This window comes from Staphylococcus sp. HMSC62D11 (genome assembly GCF_001839145.1).
GTDB lineage: Bacteria > Bacillota > Bacilli > Staphylococcales > Staphylococcaceae > Staphylococcus > Staphylococcus lugdunensis.
On record NZ_KV840184.1, the window covers coordinates 264,877 to 283,350 of the forward strand.

At 33.3% G+C, this 18,474-nt stretch carries 16 protein-coding genes; 6 read left to right on the forward strand and 10 right to left on the reverse strand.

Annotation, left to right across the window (positions count from 1 at the left end; all coding sequences use genetic code 11):
- Positions 1-32: 32 nt before the first annotated feature.
- The 6 genes from HMPREF3267_RS04190 to ezrA all read right to left on the reverse strand — a co-directional run bounded on the left by HMPREF3267_RS04190 (position 33) and on the right by ezrA (position 6,822).
- The gene (locus HMPREF3267_RS04190; RefSeq protein WP_002478040.1) at positions 33-980 is read right to left on the reverse strand and encodes a class I SAM-dependent methyltransferase; all 948 of its coding nucleotides are present in this window, start codon (positions 978-980) and stop codon (positions 33-35) included.
- Between the two features lie 118 nt (positions 981-1,098).
- Positions 1,099-1,593 carry a thiol peroxidase gene (gene tpx, locus HMPREF3267_RS04195; RefSeq protein ID WP_002478039.1) on the reverse strand — a complete coding sequence of 165 codons (495 nt, stop codon included), beginning with the start codon at positions 1,591-1,593 and terminating at the stop codon, positions 1,099-1,101.
- A 105-nt stretch (positions 1,594-1,698) separates the two neighbouring features.
- Entirely contained in the window at positions 1,699-2,469 is a 771-nt protein-coding gene (locus HMPREF3267_RS04200; protein WP_002458860.1) for a TSUP family transporter, read from the reverse strand.
- Positions 2,470-2,506: 37 nt separating this feature from the next.
- On the reverse strand, positions 2,507-3,730 hold the full coding sequence (thiI, locus tag HMPREF3267_RS04205) for a tRNA uracil 4-sulfurtransferase ThiI (RefSeq protein WP_002478038.1): 1,224 nt from the start codon (positions 3,728-3,730) through the stop codon (positions 2,507-2,509).
- Positions 3,730-4,863: a cysteine desulfurase family protein gene (locus HMPREF3267_RS04210; RefSeq protein ID WP_002478037.1), complete on the reverse strand. Its 1,134-nt coding sequence runs from the start codon at positions 4,861-4,863 to the stop codon at positions 3,730-3,732. The genes thiI and HMPREF3267_RS04210 overlap by 1 nt, the downstream gene beginning before the upstream one ends.
- A 264-nt stretch (positions 4,864-5,127) precedes the next feature.
- Positions 5,128-6,822 (reverse strand): septation ring formation regulator EzrA, encoded by a 1,695-nt coding sequence (gene ezrA, locus HMPREF3267_RS04215; RefSeq protein ID WP_002478036.1) that lies wholly within the window; start codon positions 6,820-6,822, stop codon positions 5,128-5,130.
- Between the two features lie 130 nt (positions 6,823-6,952).
- Here ezrA and HMPREF3267_RS04220 point away from each other — a divergent pair, with 130 nt between their 5' ends.
- Both HMPREF3267_RS04220 and rpsD read left to right on the forward strand, forming a co-directional pair.
- On the forward strand, positions 6,953-7,420 hold the full coding sequence (locus HMPREF3267_RS04220) for a GAF domain-containing protein (RefSeq protein ID WP_062077734.1): 468 nt from the start codon (positions 6,953-6,955) through the stop codon (positions 7,418-7,420).
- A 226-nt stretch (positions 7,421-7,646) separates the two neighbouring features.
- Positions 7,647-8,249 (forward strand): 30S ribosomal protein S4, encoded by a 603-nt coding sequence (rpsD, locus tag HMPREF3267_RS04225; protein ID WP_002458855.1) that lies wholly within the window; start codon positions 7,647-7,649, stop codon positions 8,247-8,249.
- A gap of 168 nt (positions 8,250-8,417) precedes the next feature.
- Here the strand turns inward: rpsD and HMPREF3267_RS04230 are convergent, their stop codons facing one another.
- Positions 8,418-9,164, reverse strand: a complete 747-nt coding sequence (locus HMPREF3267_RS04230) for a glycerophosphodiester phosphodiesterase (protein WP_070823831.1) — start codon at positions 9,162-9,164, stop codon at positions 8,418-8,420.
- 78 nt (positions 9,165-9,242) lie between these two features.
- Between HMPREF3267_RS04230 and HMPREF3267_RS04235 the strand changes: the two genes are divergently transcribed.
- From HMPREF3267_RS04235 to serA, 3 genes are all read left to right on the forward strand, one after another.
- Complete coding sequence (locus tag HMPREF3267_RS04235; protein ID WP_002458853.1) at positions 9,243-9,689, forward strand: SACOL1771 family peroxiredoxin; 447 nt, start codon at positions 9,243-9,245, stop codon at positions 9,687-9,689.
- Positions 9,690-9,957: 268 nt separating this feature from the next.
- On the forward strand, positions 9,958-11,118 hold the full coding sequence (locus HMPREF3267_RS04240) for a pyridoxal-phosphate-dependent aminotransferase family protein (protein ID WP_037545480.1): 1,161 nt from the start codon (positions 9,958-9,960) through the stop codon (positions 11,116-11,118).
- The gene (gene serA / locus HMPREF3267_RS04245) at positions 11,108-12,727 is read left to right on the forward strand and encodes a phosphoglycerate dehydrogenase (protein ID WP_062077738.1); all 1,620 of its coding nucleotides are present in this window, start codon (positions 11,108-11,110) and stop codon (positions 12,725-12,727) included. The genes HMPREF3267_RS04240 and serA overlap by 11 nt, the downstream gene beginning before the upstream one ends.
- 385 nt (positions 12,728-13,112) lie before the next feature.
- Here the strand turns inward: serA and HMPREF3267_RS04250 are convergent, their stop codons facing one another.
- The 3 genes from HMPREF3267_RS04250 to HMPREF3267_RS04260 form a co-directional block, all read right to left on the reverse strand.
- A complete protein-coding gene (locus tag HMPREF3267_RS04250; protein WP_002478030.1) occupies positions 13,113-14,237 on the reverse strand; it encodes an HAD family hydrolase in 1,125 nt (374 codons plus the stop codon).
- Between the two features lie 130 nt (positions 14,238-14,367).
- Positions 14,368-15,837 carry an N-acetylglucosamine-specific PTS transporter subunit IIBC gene (gene nagE / locus HMPREF3267_RS04255; protein ID WP_062077740.1) on the reverse strand — a complete coding sequence of 490 codons (1,470 nt, stop codon included), beginning with the start codon at positions 15,835-15,837 and terminating at the stop codon, positions 14,368-14,370.
- Positions 15,838-16,196: 359 nt separating this feature from the next.
- Positions 16,197-16,814, reverse strand: coding sequence for a lysophospholipid acyltransferase family protein (locus HMPREF3267_RS04260; RefSeq protein WP_037545486.1), 618 nt, complete (start codon positions 16,812-16,814; stop codon positions 16,197-16,199).
- Between the two features lie 163 nt (positions 16,815-16,977).
- On the opposite strand from HMPREF3267_RS04260, the gene HMPREF3267_RS04265 reads away from it, so the two are divergent.
- A complete protein-coding gene (locus tag HMPREF3267_RS04265) occupies positions 16,978-18,201 on the forward strand; it encodes a S1C family serine protease (RefSeq protein WP_062077743.1) in 1,224 nt (407 codons plus the stop codon).
- Positions 18,202-18,474 lie beyond the last annotated feature (273 nt).

Below are 18,474 nucleotides of genomic sequence, written 5' to 3' on the forward strand. Positions count from 1 at the left end.
TTAATACAGTAGTAATTCAAGAGTAATACAGTTTAATTTTCTGGATGATTTGTTACTAACCAATCATTCAATTCAGCAATAAATGATTGAAATTGATGTGGATTCTTAAAATCAGGTATATTAGCCAATAAAACTTCAACCGATTTAGTCACATGTGGTTTTTTCTTTTGTAAAATTAAAATAGATTTGCGCGCATGTTCACTTTTAAACAGTGTTTTAGGTAAGTTTAAAAATGCTTGCATTTCTGTTTCTGTAGCAATAAAATTCTGCAGCTGTTGTACCCTATCCCCTTCAAATATAGAGCTAGGTACTACTAAAAATGCATAACCACCTTGACGTAAAGCTGTTACACTCTGTTCAATCAATAAATGATGTGAAAAACTATGTCCTTCTTTAAATCCTAAAACCATATCTTTACTCCGTTCGTCAACAGGATAATATCCAATAGGAAAATCTCCAATCACAACGTCGGCTTCTTCTAAAGGTAGTGGCATGATAGCATCTTGAGGATATACATCAAAAGGTATTTCTAAAAAGTTCGCTAAATGGACACTTACTCTTGATAACACGGGATCAACTTCAATAAGATGATGCATGAGCGTCGATTCTTTCAATACTTCATTTACTGTTGCGCTTAAATGGCCAGCACCACTTGCCATATCAACAACATGTAATTCTTGCGATTTTGCCATAAACTTTTGAACTAAAAATCCCAAAATCAATCCTATTGAGTCAGGGGTGATTTGATGATTGGCCTGTATTGTTTCTTCCTGTAATAAACTTAAATAGGCAAATTGAAAGGCTTTACGACGATCTTGTAATGTAGCTTGTTCAAGTAAATCTCGACGCTGTTGATACACATATTCCATCGCTAATCCTAGATTTTCGATAAAGCTTTGTCCATTTTCTTTATTCAAGCTCTTAGCCTTTTCATCAAGCGTTTTAAATAACGTTTCCATGATGGTTTCTTGTTCTTGCATGATAACGAGACTTCCTTTCTCATAAAAAATGTCCACATTATTTCTTGAGAAGTCAATATCTTTATGTTCTCATCGATTGAAATAACTGTGGACACATCAATTTAATATTATTAACAGATTATATTTGTTGATATGCTTCTAATGCAGCATCAAAGTTTGGAAAATCAGTGTTTTCACTTACAATTTCTTTATATACAACTTTATTATTTTTATCTAAGACGAATACTGCTCGATTTAATAATCGCATTTCTTCGATAACTACACCAAAATTTTTACCGAATGAAAGTTCTTTATGGTCACTTAACGTAATGACATTATCTAAACCATTCGCTGCACACCATCTCTTTTGTGCAAAAGGTAAATCTACAGAAATCGTTAATACAACACCGTCTTCTTTCGCTGCTTCTTCATTAAATTTACGCGTTTGTTGATCGCAAACACCAGTATCTATAGAAGGAACCACACTAATTAATTTCTTTTGTCCTTGATAAGTATCTAATGTTACCTCACTTAAATCATTAGCCAATACTGTGAAATTCGGCGCTTGATCTCCTTGTTGTACTTCTGAACCTAATAAATGAATAGGTTGGTTATTGAATGTGACTTCAGCCATAATCGATGACCTCCTAATAATGTTATATACTTCATATATGTCATCATACGCCATACATAATTACAAAATCAATCATTTAATCTATAAAGAAAGTACTATTTTTTCTTATAACCAATCTCTGACATAATCAAAAATATTTTTTAATATTAACATTGAAGTGACAGTGACAAATAATAATTTTATATATCCTACACCCTTGGCAATCGCAAAGCGCGCACCAACATATGATCCAACAATCATGCTTATAGCCATAATGAAACCAATCATATAATCAACATGCCCCAAAATCATAAACAAGATAAGTGCACCTATATTTGACGCAAAATTCAAAACTTTAGCATTTCCAGCTGCACTTAAAAAATCAAAACCAAATAGCAATAATACAAACAGCATAAATGAACCCGTACCTCCACCCAAAAAACCATCATAAAAACCAATAATAAGCATGAGTGTTACAAAAATTATTGCTTTTACAGGCGTTAATTTAGTAAAAGTACGTACACTTCCCCAATCTTTTTTCACTAGTGTATATACCATTACTAATGTCAATATGATAATAATTAATGGTTTAAGTACTTCTGCCGGCAGAAAGATAGCTAAACTAGCCCCTCCAGCTGCAAATATGAATACAAATGGAAAGAGCTTGAGAACGATGTTCAAATCCACATGTCCGGACCGAATAAATTTAATCGTACTCGTCAAGGATCCAAAACTGCTTGCAAGTTTATTTGTACCTAATGCTAATGCAGGTGGTAAACCAATTGCCAACAAAGCGGGCGTTGATATTAAGCCACCCCCACCTACAACAGCATCAATGAATGCAGCTAAAAAGCCAAATAAAATGATAATTAAAACAATGTAAATATTTATATCCATCACAGCATCCCCTTACACTTAATAACTATCAAAGATACTAAAATAATTCATTTATTAAAGCAGCTGTGTCTTCATCTTTTTTGCTTTTATAATTTTTATCTATTGTTAATGTTTCAATCTGTTCTACCGCTTGTTGTATCAAACTATCAAAATCAAACACACGCTCATATTTTTCAACCTTATCAAAATCTGGTTCTGTTACAGGATTTTTTGGTGTAAAAATAGTACAACAATCTTCAAACGGTTGAATTGATACGTCATATGTACCAATCTTGCGTGCCATTTTAACAATTTCTTCTTTATCAAGTGTCAATAGAGGACGTAATACAGGTGTAGAAGTAACATGATTAATAGCATACATACTTTTCAACGTTTGACTTGCTACTTGTCCTAGATTTTCTCCATTAACAATCGCATGTGCACCTATTTCATGAACAACTTTGTCAGCAATACGCATCATCATACGACGCGTAGATGTCATTGTGTATCTTGGGTGAACAACTTTGTTGATTTGTTTTTGTAAATTTGTAAATGGAACAATATGCAATTTAATTGGACCTACACGTTGAGACATAATGCGTGTAAGTTCAATGACTTTTTCTTTGGCTTTTTCACTTGTAAATGGTGGGCTATGGAAATGTATGGCTTCAATAGTTACACCACGACGCATTACTTCAATTCCTGCAACCGGTGAGTCAATACCTCCTGATAACATTAATAATGTTTTGCCACCTGTACCAACTGGCAACCCACCAGCGCCTTCAAAGATTTCATGATATACATAAATCGCGTCTTTTCTAACTTCAACACGTAGTTCATAGTCTGGTTGTTTTACGTTCACTGTAAGTCCAGGAACATTTTCAATAACAGCGCCACCCACTATACGTTGTAATTCATAAGTATCTAATGGAAAAGTTTTATCTGAGCGTTTAACATCAATTTTAAAAGAAGCATTTGTGTTAAAATTTAATGCTAATTTGATACAAAGTTGATTGATTTCATCAACAGTTTTGCCAGTTTTTAATACTGGACTTACTGATTTAATACCGTAAATTTGAGTTAAGCGCTGGATGACTTCATTACAATCCGTTTCTTCTTCTAAATCTATGTACATGCGATCTCTTTTTCCCATGACATGCGTGCCATTGATTGATTTTAATGCTTTATTCACATTGTCCTTTAAGCAGTTGACAAACTTTTTACGGTTAGCCCCTTTTAAAGTGAGCTCACCATACCTAACTAAAATATGATCATAATTCATTACTTTAATAACTCCTTCACTTCTCCATATATTTCATTAAATGCTTTTTTGAATGTATCTATATCTTCTTGGCTTGTAGTATCACCAAAGGATATTCTAATGCTTCCTTCAATGCGTTTATCTGACAATCCCATAGCTAACAATACTTCATTAAGTTTTTCTCTTTTAGAAGAGCAAGCACTCGTTGTTGAAACCATAACATCCAGTTTAGAAAATGCATTGACAAGTACTTCTCCTTTAACGCCTGGAAATGCGATATTAACAATGTGTGGTGCAGCATTTTCTGGCGAGTTTAAGTATACACCTGGATAATTTTTTAACATATCTACAATTTGCTGTTTAAATGATGCAAATTTTTCATACCGTGATAACAAGTGTTCATTAGCTAATTTTAACGCTTTGACCAAAGATACATCCATAGGCAAGTTAACAGTTCCACTACGTACACCATACTCTTGACCGCCACCTTGAATAATCGGTGTGAGCTTTCTCACATTATCTATGAGAAGTAAACCTTGTCCCTTTAAGCCATTAAATTTATGACCACTCAGACTCATGCTATTGATTCCTTCTATTAACAGAGGTATTTTACCAAATGCCTGTACAGCATCTACATGAAAATGCGCTTTAGGATAGTGCTTTAATAAATCTACAATAGCTTGTATAGGTTGAATTTGTCCCATAATATTATTAACATGCATACACGTTACAAGACCAACATCTTCGGACATTAATTGTTTTAAATGTTCCACATCTATTATTCCTTGCGAAGTAACATTTACATATTTTAATGTAAAACCTTCTTGTTCTAAACTACGCATTACTTCTAACACTGAAGGATGTTCTAAAACGGATGTTATAATGACATTAGCTGTATCTCTTTTTCTATAAGCGATACCTTTTAATGCGATATTGTTTGATTCAGTTGCGCCACTAGTGAATAGAACATCAAATTGCGGACAATTCATGATTTGTGTTACTTGCTTTTTCGCTTGTTGCAATATTTGCGCTGCTTGTAACCCAGCATAATGTGGGCTATTCGGATTATAATATAATGACTGATTCACCTTTACAAAAGAATCTATTACGTCTAGATTGGCTTTCGTTGTTGCCGCATTATCAAGATAAATCAAAACCAACACTCTCTTTCATTTAACTGTATTCTATTAAAACCATTATCTGCTATTTTTATAAAAATTAATACTCAAGCATTATACTATTTTTTTGAAAAATTAAAAGTAAATTTCTTCATTTGTCTCTTTTAAGATTCTACTGCCCAATTGAATTCGTAGAGCAGAGTGCAATTTAATTTTATTACGGAGTCAATATAGTATAAGTAGGCTGGAACATAATCAAATGTCCCAGCCTATTTTATGCATTTCTATTGTATAGTGCAATTATTCTTTTGTCATTTGTTCTTCTATATATTTTGTTATACCTGGTTCAACTTTCTCAAGTGCTTGTTCAGCAAGCTCAATTGATCGTTTATAACGATTGTTTTTAAATAGGCGTTCTGCTTCGTTTAGACTCTTATCTAAACTATTATCATCTTTACGATAGCGATTACCGTATTGTATTAATCGTTCTGCATAAACTGCATTTACTAATACATCATTAGCCTCGTCTTCAAACGTATTCATTTGAATTACAATTTTAGCAACTTTATCCTTTAATTGCTTGACATGAATAGGTTTGGTACTAAACTGTTCATTTACAGCTCTAACTTCGTGATCAATCTCATTTTTCATAATGATAAATCGTTCTGGTACACTTGTTAGATTAGATGCAAGCAATCGACGATATACTTCTTCTTTTTTAGACTGTACACGTAAAAGATTATCTTCAGCATCTGCTTCATCTTCTCGTAATTGAATTAAATGATTTTGTAATTTTTCTTGATCCTCGTTTATTTCTGCAACATGATCGTCTAAATACTCTAAGTTGTCTTTAACTTCACTATAACGGACCGCTGACTTAGACATTTCTTGTAATATTTCATCGTAAACTGCAATTAGATTTTGAATTTCATTTTCATGCTGTCTCACGCTATGAACATCGCTCTCATTAATGAAATAATTTTCTTTAACATAATCTATTTCAGTTTTAAGTGTATAATTCATTTCTTTCGCTCTAAATAATGCGTCAGTAATGTCCTCTTTAGACTCTTCAACTTCATTTTTGGCTTTAACTTCATATTCAATTAAATCATACATTTCATCTAATTTATCATTAATGGCGTCTAATTTTTCATTTGCAGCTTCTAATTCTAATCGACTAATCATTGGCTCAACAAAACTTAATTCCGTTTTCAAACTTTGTAGCGTGCCATCAATTTTGACATGGTCTAAATCAAAACCATCAACTTTTAAGTCGCGACAGCCATATTTTAAATCTTGGAATTGTCCTGGTAATTCCTTTTGGGCTTCACGAATTAATTCCGGAATTTCTTCCATATATGTTTTAAGTTGTGTCATTGTTTCATTTAAGCCAGCAATGTGATTATGTGCTTGAACATAATTACCTTCTGCTTTAAGTGTTTCAAATTGATCAAGTTGCGGTTCGAATTGTTCAATTTGTTGTTCTAAAGGTGCAGCTGCTTCACCATATTGATGTCTATTAGCCAACACATCACGTTTCATTTCACGGTAATTTGTTTTACATTGTTGATAAATACTATCACTATCTTTATGTAAAGCTACAATTTCATCAACTTCTTTTAATTGTGACTGATACCCTTCTTCATAATGATCCATTAATTCATTGGCATCATCGATATCATTCTGAGCTGCTGAAAATTTAAATTTATCAAGCTGTTCTTCAGCACTTTGTAGTTTTTCTTCTACTGGTGCTAAATAATTAGTTGTGTTATCCATTGTAGCTTTTTTCAATGCATCATATTTCGTTTTTGTTTCACCTTTCAAGTTTAGCTTTGTTAATTTTTCTAGATTGCTTTCATAAGGTAACTGTTGAATTTCAACTTTACGTTCTTCAGCATTAGAAATTAAAGTTCGCTTGTTTGAGCGCAAAAAGAACATAATTCCTATAGCAATCAATAAAATGATGAAAATTGCTAAAATAATGTATAAGACCATCTCATTCTCCTCCTAATTTATCACATTTTATTATAACGTAATTTGCCTTGTGATTTAAGTGAAAAATAGATGAATTGCCGAATTTATTTTTACCTATTATAATATGAAGAAAAATGAGCGAGGTAATTTAATGACTGGTACAACATCTACAAATTATAATTTACTTTCAAAACAACTTCAGAGTTTAATAGAAGATGAAACTAATTTAATCGCTATATTAAGTAACACATCTGCTTTATTAAATGATAATCTCGACCAAATAAATTGGGTTGGTTTTTATTTAATAGACAATCAAGAACTAATATTAGGACCATTTCAAGGTCATCCAGCGTGTGTTCACATCGCTATTGGAAAAGGTGTGTGCGGCACTGCTGTTGCACAAAACCAAACACAGTGCATTGCGGACGTCCATCAATTTCCGGGACATATCGCTTGTGATGCACAAAGTAAATCTGAAATAGTCATACCTTTACATCAAAACAATGAAATTATTGGTGTATTAGATATTGATTCTCCTATTAACAGTCGTTTTACAGAGGAAGATCAGCGACAATTAGAAAACTTAGTATCAATTATCGAACAACAACTTTCTCTGTAGTTATATTTAAGTATTGACACTTTACCATAAAATGTTACAATAATATTTGTGTGAATTTACGAAAGTAGCAGCTATATATTATTAAGCGCTATGTTGTTCCCAAAGCGGACGTGTCGTGTAACTGTAGCTATAAGGCGAAGACACATAAAACAACATATCTTGATGAGCATATAGCACTCTTTTTTGTTTATTCATAACAACAAAAAAGAAAAGGAGGAGTCAATTTATGGCTCGATTCAGAGGTTCAAACTGGAAAAAATCTCGTCGTTTAGGTATCTCATTAAGCGGTACTGGTAAAGAATTAGAAAAACGTCCTTACGCACCAGGACAACATGGTCCAAACCAACGTAAAAAATTATCAGAATATGGTATGCAATTGCGTGAAAAACAAAAATTACGTTATTTATATGGTATGACTGAAAGACAATTCCGTAATACATTTGATATTGCTGCTAAGCAATATGGTGTACATGGTGAAAACTTCATGATTTTATTAGCTAGTCGTTTAGACGCAGTTGTTTATGCATTAGGTTTAGCCCGCACACGTCGTCAAGCTCGTCAATTAGTTGGTCATGGTCATATTGAAGTAGATGGTCGTCGTGTCGATATCCCATCATATTCATTAAAGCCTGGTCAAGTGATTACTGTACGTGAAAAATCACAAAACTTAGATATTATTAAAGAATCTGTTGAAATCAATAATTTCGTTCCTGAATACTTAGATTTTGATGCAGATAACTTAAAAGGTACTTTCGTACGTTTCCCTGAACGTAGCGAATTACCAGCAGAAATCAATGAACAATTAATCGTTGAGTACTACTCAAGATAATAAGTGTTAGACTTTAGGACATCATTCCTAAAAAATTAGCCAGTAAATGCGCATTTTGTAAATGCATTTACTGGCTTTTTTACGTTACGGATGACTGTATGGCTTCATATTCCCTGTATTATCGTATTTTTACTTACAGGTCACAATTTAAAATTATTAACGCTTTCTTTATAGTTGAAAAAGTTCATCTGGTATATCTGTAATAATGCCATCGACACCTAGTTTAATAAGTGACTGTGCAGCTTTGGCTTCATTTACAGTGTACGGCATAACTTTGAGATTAACTTGATGTGCGCCATCGATAAATTTTTTAGTTACTATAGAGTAATTGGGATTAATATAGTCCGCATATTGTGAAATATCTTCAAAATTTGGTAAACGATGCCAATATTTCTTCTTACTTATCAATACACCAAGTTTGTATTCTGTCGTTTTTGATGCTATAGATCGCACACTTTCTTCGTCAAACGATTGTAAAATCACTTGCCTTTTCGGCATATGATAGCGATCCAAAACGTCGAGTAACATATCTTCAATACCAGGATATTGTTGAGGAACTTTCAACTCTATCAATAATATTTTTGAATATTGTCGTGCTAATTGTAATATGTCTTCTAATTTAGAGATTCGGGTTCCCTTAAAGGCATCTCCCCATTTGATTCCAAAATCAAATTGTTGTAATTGTTCATATGTATAATCTATGACTTTTCCTCGCCCATTAGAAGTGCGATCAATTGTATCATCATGTATGACCACAAGTTGCTTATCTTTAGTGTAATGGACATCAATTTCTAACATATCTATTGGTAATTCTAAAGCCGCTTTTAAGCCTATATATGAATTTTCAGGATAACGTTTTGATAAACCACGATGTGCAACGATGCTAAACGTTGAATTAGGTCTTGAAATAGTCATTAAAAGTCCCCTTCCTTGCTTTCTATTTTAAATTATCTAAACTAAAGTTAACATATCAAACATGGAGGTCAAAGTTATATGGTTAAGCATGATTTTAAAGTAAAAACACATTGGACAGGAGGACGAGAAAGTATTGGTACCGTAGAAGGCGATATTTTGAATGAACGTATTTCCATTCCCTCATCTCTGGGTGGTAATGGCACCGGGACAAACCCAGATGAAATGTTAGTTTCAGCTGCCTCATCTTGTTATATCATATCACTCGCAGCCGCTTTAGAACGTGCAAGGTTTGATAACATTACTATTAAAAATGAATCTATAGGAACTGCTCAATTTAATCAAGGTAAATTTTCAATGATAAGAATTGTTCATAAACCAACAATATTTATTGATAAATTGCAAAGCAATCGTTTACAACAACGTATTTCAAAGCTAACTCAAATTGCTGATGAACATTGTATGATTTCAAATTCTATCAGAGGAAATATAGAGATTATTATTGAACCAACAATAGCAGAGAATTAACAATGCGTATTATTTTATATCAAGTGACTAAGTACAGCATTCTATGAACAAAAGTCCTGCAATGCGGAGAAAAAAGACACGAAGAAGATTTTTAAGTTGAAATCCTCTTTGTGTCTTTTGGTATTTATGTCTTAACCTGTTTCAGCATTCAAATTGAAATTAGGTACAACTATCTCTATTTTTAAATATATAATATATGAAATTGCCTTTAAAATTTTCAGAATATTTGGTAAAATTGAAAAATCATCATATTGGAGGAAGTTTTATTATGCACTATTACGAAACTTTATTATTAACACCTGGTCCTACCCCAGTACCGAAAGAAATCAATGAAGCCATTCAATTGCCTATGGTAGGTCATCGCTCGGCCGACTTTGAAAACATAGCTAAGACGGCATTTACATCTCTGAAAAAGATTTTTGGCAGTACAAATGATGTTATGGTATTAACTTCAAGTGGAACAAGCGTATTAGAAGCAAGTATGTTAAATATCGTTAATCCAGATGACCATTTTGTCGTTATTGTCTCAGGAGCTTTTGGTAATCGTTTTAAACAAATTGCAGAAACATATTATCAAAATGTACATGTTTTTAATGTAGCATGGGGAGAAGCTGTTAACATTGATGCATTTAAAAATTACTTATCTAATCTAAATGAAACGATTACAGCTGTATTTTGTCAGTATTGTGAGACATCAACTGGTGTCTTGCATCCCGTTGGACAAATAGGATATGCAATTAAATCTTTTGATCCTGACATTTATTTTGTCGTTGATGGTGTCAGTTGCATTGGTGCTGTTGACGCAAATATGGAGCGGGACAATATCGACGTGCTAATATCAGGTAGTCAAAAAGCTATTATGCTGCCACCAGGACTTGCTTTTGTCGCATACAATGATCGAGCACTCGAAAGATTTCAAGAAGTAAAGACGCCCAGATTTTATTTAGATTTAACTAAATATCATTCATCATTAATACAACATAGCACACCTTTCACACCAAATGTAGCACTCTTTAGAGCACTTAACCGCTATAGCGCGTTAATCGAAAATGAAGGATTTGAACATGTTATTAAACGACATAATATCATTAAACAAGCTTTAAGAACAGCACTAAAGGCTTTAGATTTAGACTTATTAGTACAATCACAAGACGCCTCACCTACCGTCACTGCTTTTATACCAAAAGATAGTGCTGAGCTCAAATACATTAAAGATTCATTAAAAGCAAACTATCGTATTACAATTGCTGGTGGCCAAGGCAAACTTAAAGGTCAGATTCTGCGCATTGGTCATATGGGAAAGGTTTCACCATTTGATATTCTTTCTGTTGTTGCAGCGTTAGAAACGATTTTATCTGACTATCGCAAAATGAATTATATTGGTAAAGGCATGAAAGCATATATGGAGGTAATTCATCATGAAGCATAAGATATTAGTAGCAGACCCTATATCTAAAGAAGGTCTTACGGCATTAATAAATAATCCCAACTTTCAATTAGATATTCAAACTAATTTATCAGAAAATGAATTGTGTGAAATGATTGATAGTTATGAAGCTCTAATTGTTCGTAGCCAAACACAAGTCACTGCTAAAGTATTAGAATCTGCCTCACACCTCAAAGTTGTTGCACGTGCTGGAGTTGGCGTTGACAACATTGACATAAATGCTGCTACATTAAACGGTATAATCGTGATTAATGCACCTGATGGAAATACGATTTCAGCAACTGAACATTCAGTTGCTATGCTCTTAGCAATGGCACGCAATATTCCAAATGCACATGCTTCATTACAACAAGGAGCATGGAATCGTAAAGCATTTCGTGGTGTAGAACTTTATCAAAAAACTCTGGGAGTAATTGGCACTGGGAGAATTGGTCTTGGGGTAATTAAACGTTTGCAAAGCTTTGGTATGACTGTTTTAGCATATGATCCATTTTTAACTAAAGAAAAAGCCAAAGAATTAAATATCGTTATAGCCTCACTAGATGAGATAGCTAAAAAAGCAGATTTTTTAACTGTGCATACACCTTTAACTGAGAAGACAAAAGGTATGATTGGAAAGGACTTCTTTAATAAAGCAAAATCAACATTACAAGTGATTAACGTTGCACGTGGTGGCATTATAGATGAAGCAGCTTTATTTGAAGCAATAGATAAAAAACAAATTGCCAAAGCTGCCATCGATGTCTTTGAAGAAGAACCTCCAACTAATTCACCTTTAATTAATCACGACGATATTATTGTAACGCCTCATTTAGGTGCCTCAACTATTGAAGCCCAAACCAAAGTAGCCATTTCAGTTTCGGAAGAACTTGTAGACTATTTTGAGCAAGGATTAATTAAGCATGCGATTAACGCGCCAACATTAGATTTTTCTAATATTAGCAACACTGCTCGAGAATTCATTAAAGTTAGTGAAATTGCAGCTGAACTTGCTGTGCAATTATTTGATCACGCACCAGAAGACATTAAAATCACAGTAAGCGGAGAAATTGTTGAACCGCACGCAGATTTAATCTTGCGTTCATCCATTACACAGTTACTAAAACCACATTTTGGCCATCGTGCAAATTTAATCAATGCTTTAGTATTATTAAAAGAACAAGAAATTAATTATCAAGTTGAAACAAGAACATCAGCTGGCTCAGCTTTTAAGAATTATGTTGAAATACGTTTGCAACATCAATCATATTCTCTAACTATTGGTGCAACCGTTATTGAAGGGTTTGGTCCAAGAATTATAAGAATTAATGATTTCTCAGTCGATTTTCAGCCTAATGCTTATCAATTAATAACTTATCACAACGATGTGCCTGGAATTGTCGGTCGAACAGGAGCGTTGCTTGGTCGAGAACAAATCAATATTGCAAGTATGTCGTTAGGTAGAAATACTGAAGGCGGACAAGCCATGATGATTATTGCTGTCGATCAACCAATCACAGACAAAGTTATTCAACATCTCAAACAAACCCAGCAATTCACAAAGATTCATGGAACAATTCTATCGATTCCTAACACAGAGTCTAAGGCATAAAGTTTTCTCCAAGAACTTAGAATAATATCATAAACTATATATACAGAATGGACCATCAATCTCAAAATTATGAGGCTGGGACATAAATCTCAGAAAAATAGCAGTCAGATGAATTGAATTCAACTCATCTGACTGCTTCTTTTTTATTGAATACTTCGTATTGTTGGCTCGCTTTCTTAGGGGACAGCTTCAGCCACCCCAACCTACACTACCAATAGAAACTTCAGTTTTAATATCTTCAAATGATATCACCTACCATATTCATGATATTGTGGAAACCAAGCCCTAAGAAAAATTTAGTCATTTTCAATCCATTACATTTATGTCCCAGACTGTTCAAAATAATCCGTAAATAATCTATTATATATAACTTACCAATCTTTATTTATAGTAGAATGCTTCTAATTTCACCAACATGGTTGATAATAAAGTCTGCCCCATGCTGTTCTAATTCAAGACGAGCTGATTTGCCGCTCAATCCAGTTAATGTTCCAATAAACGTTGCTCCAATTTTTTTCGCACACAATAAATCTGCTAGTGAGTCTCCCACAATATAAACATCTGTACCACAAACGATATGATTTTGATTTTTGATATATTCACTGTAATGCTCACGATGATTTCCATTTAATGTTGCTATATAACTAAATGGATTCGGCTTACCTAAAGGTGCAGAAGATGGATATTGTGATTCAGCAGTTAATACCTCTGATGCGGTCACAATATGTGACTGATCAAACCATTGTAATAAACTAAATGATTTAAACGGCACAATTGTTTCTGTTCTAGGTCTGCCTGTTGCAACAGCCAATTGATAGCCTGCTGCATTTAAATCATGTAATAATTGTTGAATTTCCGCTTCAGGCCGTAATAAAATTTCTTGAAAAATAAAGCCTTTTTTAAAGGTGCTTCTTGGTTTTTTCTGTTCAATCTCTTCATATAAACTTTGTCCTAAATACCATTCTTGATAAACCTCTTGCGTAAAATGCCACAGCGTACTTTTTAAATTAAACATATCATCTTGAACAATCTCTAGCTCCTGTTGTGCATATTGCTTTAATGATTCATATATTTGAGTTTTCCCATGTGTTGTCGTTGATAAAAAATGCTTAACATTTAGTGGTGAAAGGCTCGGTTGTTGATTTAAATGTTGCTTAATAAATGCAATACTGTCTACAGTAAAATGCTGACTTGACAGCACAGCCTCTCTATCTCCTTTAGAAAGCTCCTTCAAAATATGTATAAAATGAATGCTAAAAACAATAAATAACATATCCCAATTCGAATTAAGACCCAGTGATTTAAAATGATTTAAAATCTTATCATTCTGAAATATCTCATTTCTAATTTGTTGAATTTGATCATCTGTTAAATCACTATATTGTTTAATAGGTTGAAGACCTAAATAATTTTCACTATGTAATAATTCATCAACTGTGAGTGCTGAAACATCAAAACAACGTTCTTCACTTAAAAAAACGCCATCAACATCAAATAATATAGATTTCACTCACACCACATCCTCTCTATTACTTTTCTTAATCATACCTAATTGATATGTTTGGTGCAAATGCAAAATGCGGTTAAACAGTACGTCAATGTAGACATTTGCTTAACCGCATTTTAATGCTATTTAAATTCTACAATTGCTTTTCAATTTCATCAGCAACTTGTTGAACATGCGTTCCTACAATTACCTGCGCTGAATGGTTGCCACTCTTAGTAACACCTACTGCCCCAGCATTTTTTATTTTCTGTTCGTCTATCACTACATTATCCTTCAGTTCCATTCTAAGACGTGTCGCACAATTCGTTAATGATACAATATTATCCTTACCGCCAAGCCCTTCTAAAATCTGTTTAGCAGTATTGTAATATTTACTTTGACCCTCACCATTATCTGGAACTGCGTGATGATTGTTATCAGTTTCAGTAGGATCAGCAAGCAAATTATCCCCTCTACCAATTGTATTTAAGTTAAAGACCTGTATAACAACTCTAAAAATAACATAATATAATACAAAGAAACACACGCCTTGTACTAATAACATCAACGGATGATTTGCAACAGGATTAATTAATGATAGGGAATAGTCTATCAATCCTGCACTAAATGCAAACCCTGCAGTCCAATGAAACAATGCTGCAATAAATAGTGATAACCCAGTTAATAATGCATGAATAATAAATAAAACGGGTGCTACAAACATGAAAGCAAATTCGATAGGTTCAGTTACACCAACAAAGAATGCACCAATTGAGCTAGCTAAAAACCAAGCATACACTTGCTTTTGCTGTTTGCTTTGAGCCGTATGATAAATCGCTAAAGCAGCAGCTGGCATACCGAACATCATTACTGGGAAGAAACCTGCTTGATAACGTCCTGTAATGCCTTTTACGGCATCTTTACCACTTTGGAATTTACCAATATCATTGATGCCAATAGTATCGAACCAGAATACACTATTTAATGCATGATGTAATCCAGTTGGTATTAATAACCGATTAAAGAATCCATATAAAAATGCGCCAAATGGTCCAAACCCTGTGATTGTTTTTCCAAAAGTAACTATAGCATTATAAACAACTGGCCAAGCTACAAGAAGCACCAACACCAAAAACGTACAGAAAAATGCAGTTAATATCGGCACTAATCTACGTCCACTGAAGAAAGATAGCGCAACTGGTAATTCTGTTTCACTAAATTTATTATATGTATACGCTGCTATTAAACCGATAACAATACCAATAAAAACATTTGAATTATTCATTTGTGAAAAAGCTAAATCTAGACTATTTTCTTTAACATGTAAAACTGGAGCTATCTTGGCTGGTGACAAAACAACAGTTACTAGCAAATAACCTGTCACTGCTGCAAGCGCAACTGCCCCATCATTCTTTTTCGCCATACCAATCGCTACACCAATTGCGAATAAAATACCTAATTGTTCCAGTATGGTTGAACCAACAGTAGTAAAGAACAAAGCAACTTGTGCCCAGATATGCAACGCATTTAATGCATTACCTATTCCAGTAATAATCGCAGCAGCAGGTAATATTGCTACTGGTAACATTAGCGAGCGACCTAAATTTTGAAAAAACTTACCCATATTATCAATCCTTAATACGTATTTATTTTTATTACTTATTTATTATAATTGCCAAACAAATAAATAACCATATGCATTTTGTATTTTTATAGATTTATTTGAAAATGTTAACAAAATATTTAATATTACGAAACTTCTAATACAAAGTATATATTACATAATCTTCATAGCTTGCACGCTTCTATTTTAGTTATGAATTTACCTTTAGCAATATTACATAGCAGTTTAATTAATCATCGTTTCATCTTTAATGTGTAAAAAGTAAAAGCGAACTTCTATTAAACTTTAATAAAAATCCGCTTTATTTCACTATATATTTTATCTTCAAACTTAAATTTGTTGATAATATAACAATTTAATTATTTTTCATAATATAAGATATTTAACTCTTTCTGTAATTCCCCTGTTCTTTTTTCAATTTCTTTGGTAAGATATTCAATCTTTTCATTACGTTTTAATTCTTTTGGAATATCACTAAGATAAATAGGTTTTCCAAATTTAATTGTGGCACGACCAGTCAACAATCCTAAAATATGCTTTGGTCCAACGTAAGCAGCTGGTAAAATCGGCGACTTACTTAACAAAGCAATTGTAGAGGCACCTCTTTTTAATGGTGCGCCTTCTGTAGATGTTCGATGTCCTGTTGGAAAGATACCTACCGTTTTATTTTGCTTTAATAAATTAATAGGACGTTTTAATGTACTAGGACCTGGATTTTCTCTGTCTACTGGAAATGCGTTTAAAGAAGTTAAAAATTTACCTATCCATTTATTTTTAAATAATTCTTTTTTAGCCATATAATTAATTTCATTTGGCACAAGCGCTAGCGCTAACATAATGACTTCGTTATAGCTTTCATGTGTACATGTCACAATATATTTACTATCCTTCGGTACATTTTCTTTCCCTAATACATATAAAGATTTAGCCCCTTTTACTAACAAGACATTTAATAATTTACTGATGATTTGATACATAATGGCACCTTCTTTGCTTTTATTTCAACAAATTGAATTTTATCATTATATTCTTGCCTTAACAAGCAGCGTCAAAGATACTTCTAAAGTCTGATAGTAATTTACTAGAATTATTGTTGAAAACCATACATAATAATATTATGTATGAAATAGGAGGTAGACAATGTCAATATTCAATCAACATTATAGAAATCCAAAACCTCGTTTTCCTTTGTTTAAAACAATAGTCATTGCTATTGTTGCAGGAATCATAGGTGCATTAATCGTCTTAGGTATTGGAAAAGCGCTAAATCATACCAGCTTGAATCAAAATGGTTCGCAAGTGCAAGAGGCAACAAACTCTAAAGGTGGCAATCGGCTGGATGGTAAAAGTGAAAAATACAATTCTGTCAACCAAATGATTAAAGATGTATCACCTTCAATTGTGGGTGTTATTAATATGCAAAAAGCTTCAAGTATTGATGACTTGCTGCGTGGTAAATCCACAAAATCACAAGAAGCAGGTGTTGGTTCTGGTGTAATATATCAAGTTAATAATGATTCATCTTATATTGTAACGAATAATCATGTTATTGATGGCGCGAATGAAGTTAAGGTACAATTACATAATGGTAAACAAGTTGATGCTAAACTCGTTGGTAAAGACGCGGTTTCAGATATTGCAGTTTTGAAAATCAAACAAATAAATGGAGTTAAAGCCATTAAATTTGCTAATTCTAGCAAAGTGCAGACAGGTGACTCTGTATTTGCAATGGGTAATCCTTTAGGACTTGAATTCGCTAATTCAGTTACTTCAGGTATCATTTCAGCCAACGAACGTACCATCGATGCAAATACATCGTCTGGCGGTACGAAAGTGACTGTCTTACAAACTGATGCTGCGATTAATCCAGGTAATTCTGGAGGTGCACTTGTTGATATAAACGGTAATCTTGTGGGCATAAATTCAATGAAAATTGCCGCTGAACAAGTTGAAGGTATCGGCTTTGCTATTCCTAGTAATGAAGTTAAAGTTACGATTGAACAACTTGTAAAAAACGGCAAAATCGAACGTCCTTCAATTGGTATTGGATTACTAAATTTAAGTGAAATTCCAGACTCGTATCGTGAAGAATTGCATACAAATCGAAAAGAAGGCGTATATGTGGCTAAGGTTGAACATGGAAGTACGATCAAGAAAGGTGATATTATTACAAAGATAGATAATACAACAGTTAAAGAAGATACCGATTTAAGAACGTACTTATATCAACATAAAAAACCTGGTGAAAAGATAACTTTAACTATTATTAGAGACGGAAATACAAAAGAAATCGACGTAACATTAAAAAGTCAAAAAGCATCTCATACTTCAGAGTCATCAAGAAGTAGCCAATTTGCACAATAACTTCTTAGCATTTGAATTTAATTTATATAAAAAGGGTCTGGGACATACATCTCAGAAAAACAGCAGTAAGATCATTTTCAATTAGAAAATATCTTGCTGCTGTTCTCTATTTTCACAATACTTCGTATTGAATGGCTTCGCTTTCCTAGGGTGCCGTCTCAGCCACCCCAACTAGCTTTGTCCGATGGCTTTCTTTTCGAAAGCCTATCTGTTGGGGGCCCCACCCCAACTTGCTTTGTTTGGCGAAATGCTTTTCGCATTTCTCTTTGTTGG

What these genes read in the sequence shown, in the direction of transcription:
- HMPREF3267_RS04190 (WP_002478040.1), bottom strand. Translation starts at nt 980, where the DNA reads ATGCAAGAACAAGAAACCATCATGGAAACGTTATTTAAAACGCTTGAT.
- tpx (WP_002478039.1), bottom strand. Translation starts at nt 1,593, where the DNA reads ATGGCTGAAGTCACATTCAATAACCAACCTATTCATTTATTAGGTTCA.
- HMPREF3267_RS04200 (WP_002458860.1), bottom strand. Translation starts at nt 2,469, where the DNA reads ATGGATATAAATATTTACATTGTTTTAATTATCATTTTATTTGGCTTT.
- thiI (WP_002478038.1), bottom strand. Translation starts at nt 3,730, where the DNA reads ATGAATTATGATCATATTTTAGTTAGGTATGGTGAGCTCACTTTAAAA.
- ezrA (WP_002478036.1), bottom strand. Translation starts at nt 6,822, where the DNA reads ATGGTCTTATACATTATTTTAGCAATTTTCATCATTTTATTGATTGCT.
- HMPREF3267_RS04220 (WP_062077734.1), top strand. Translation starts at nt 6,953, where the DNA reads ATGACTGGTACAACATCTACAAATTATAATTTACTTTCAAAACAACTT.
- rpsD (WP_002458855.1), top strand. Translation starts at nt 7,647, where the DNA reads ATGGCTCGATTCAGAGGTTCAAACTGGAAAAAATCTCGTCGTTTAGGT.
- HMPREF3267_RS04230 (WP_070823831.1), bottom strand. Translation starts at nt 9,164, where the DNA reads ATGACTATTTCAAGACCTAATTCAACGTTTAGCATCGTTGCACATCGT.
- HMPREF3267_RS04235 (WP_002458853.1), top strand. Translation starts at nt 9,243, where the DNA reads ATGGTTAAGCATGATTTTAAAGTAAAAACACATTGGACAGGAGGACGA.
- HMPREF3267_RS04240 (WP_037545480.1), top strand. Translation starts at nt 9,958, where the DNA reads ATGCACTATTACGAAACTTTATTATTAACACCTGGTCCTACCCCAGTA.
- serA (WP_062077738.1), top strand. Translation starts at nt 11,108, where the DNA reads ATGAAGCATAAGATATTAGTAGCAGACCCTATATCTAAAGAAGGTCTT.
- nagE (WP_062077740.1), bottom strand. Translation starts at nt 15,837, where the DNA reads ATGGGTAAGTTTTTTCAAAATTTAGGTCGCTCGCTAATGTTACCAGTA.
- HMPREF3267_RS04260 (WP_037545486.1), bottom strand. Translation starts at nt 16,814, where the DNA reads ATGTATCAAATCATCAGTAAATTATTAAATGTCTTGTTAGTAAAAGGG.
- HMPREF3267_RS04265 (WP_062077743.1), top strand. Translation starts at nt 16,978, where the DNA reads ATGTCAATATTCAATCAACATTATAGAAATCCAAAACCTCGTTTTCCT.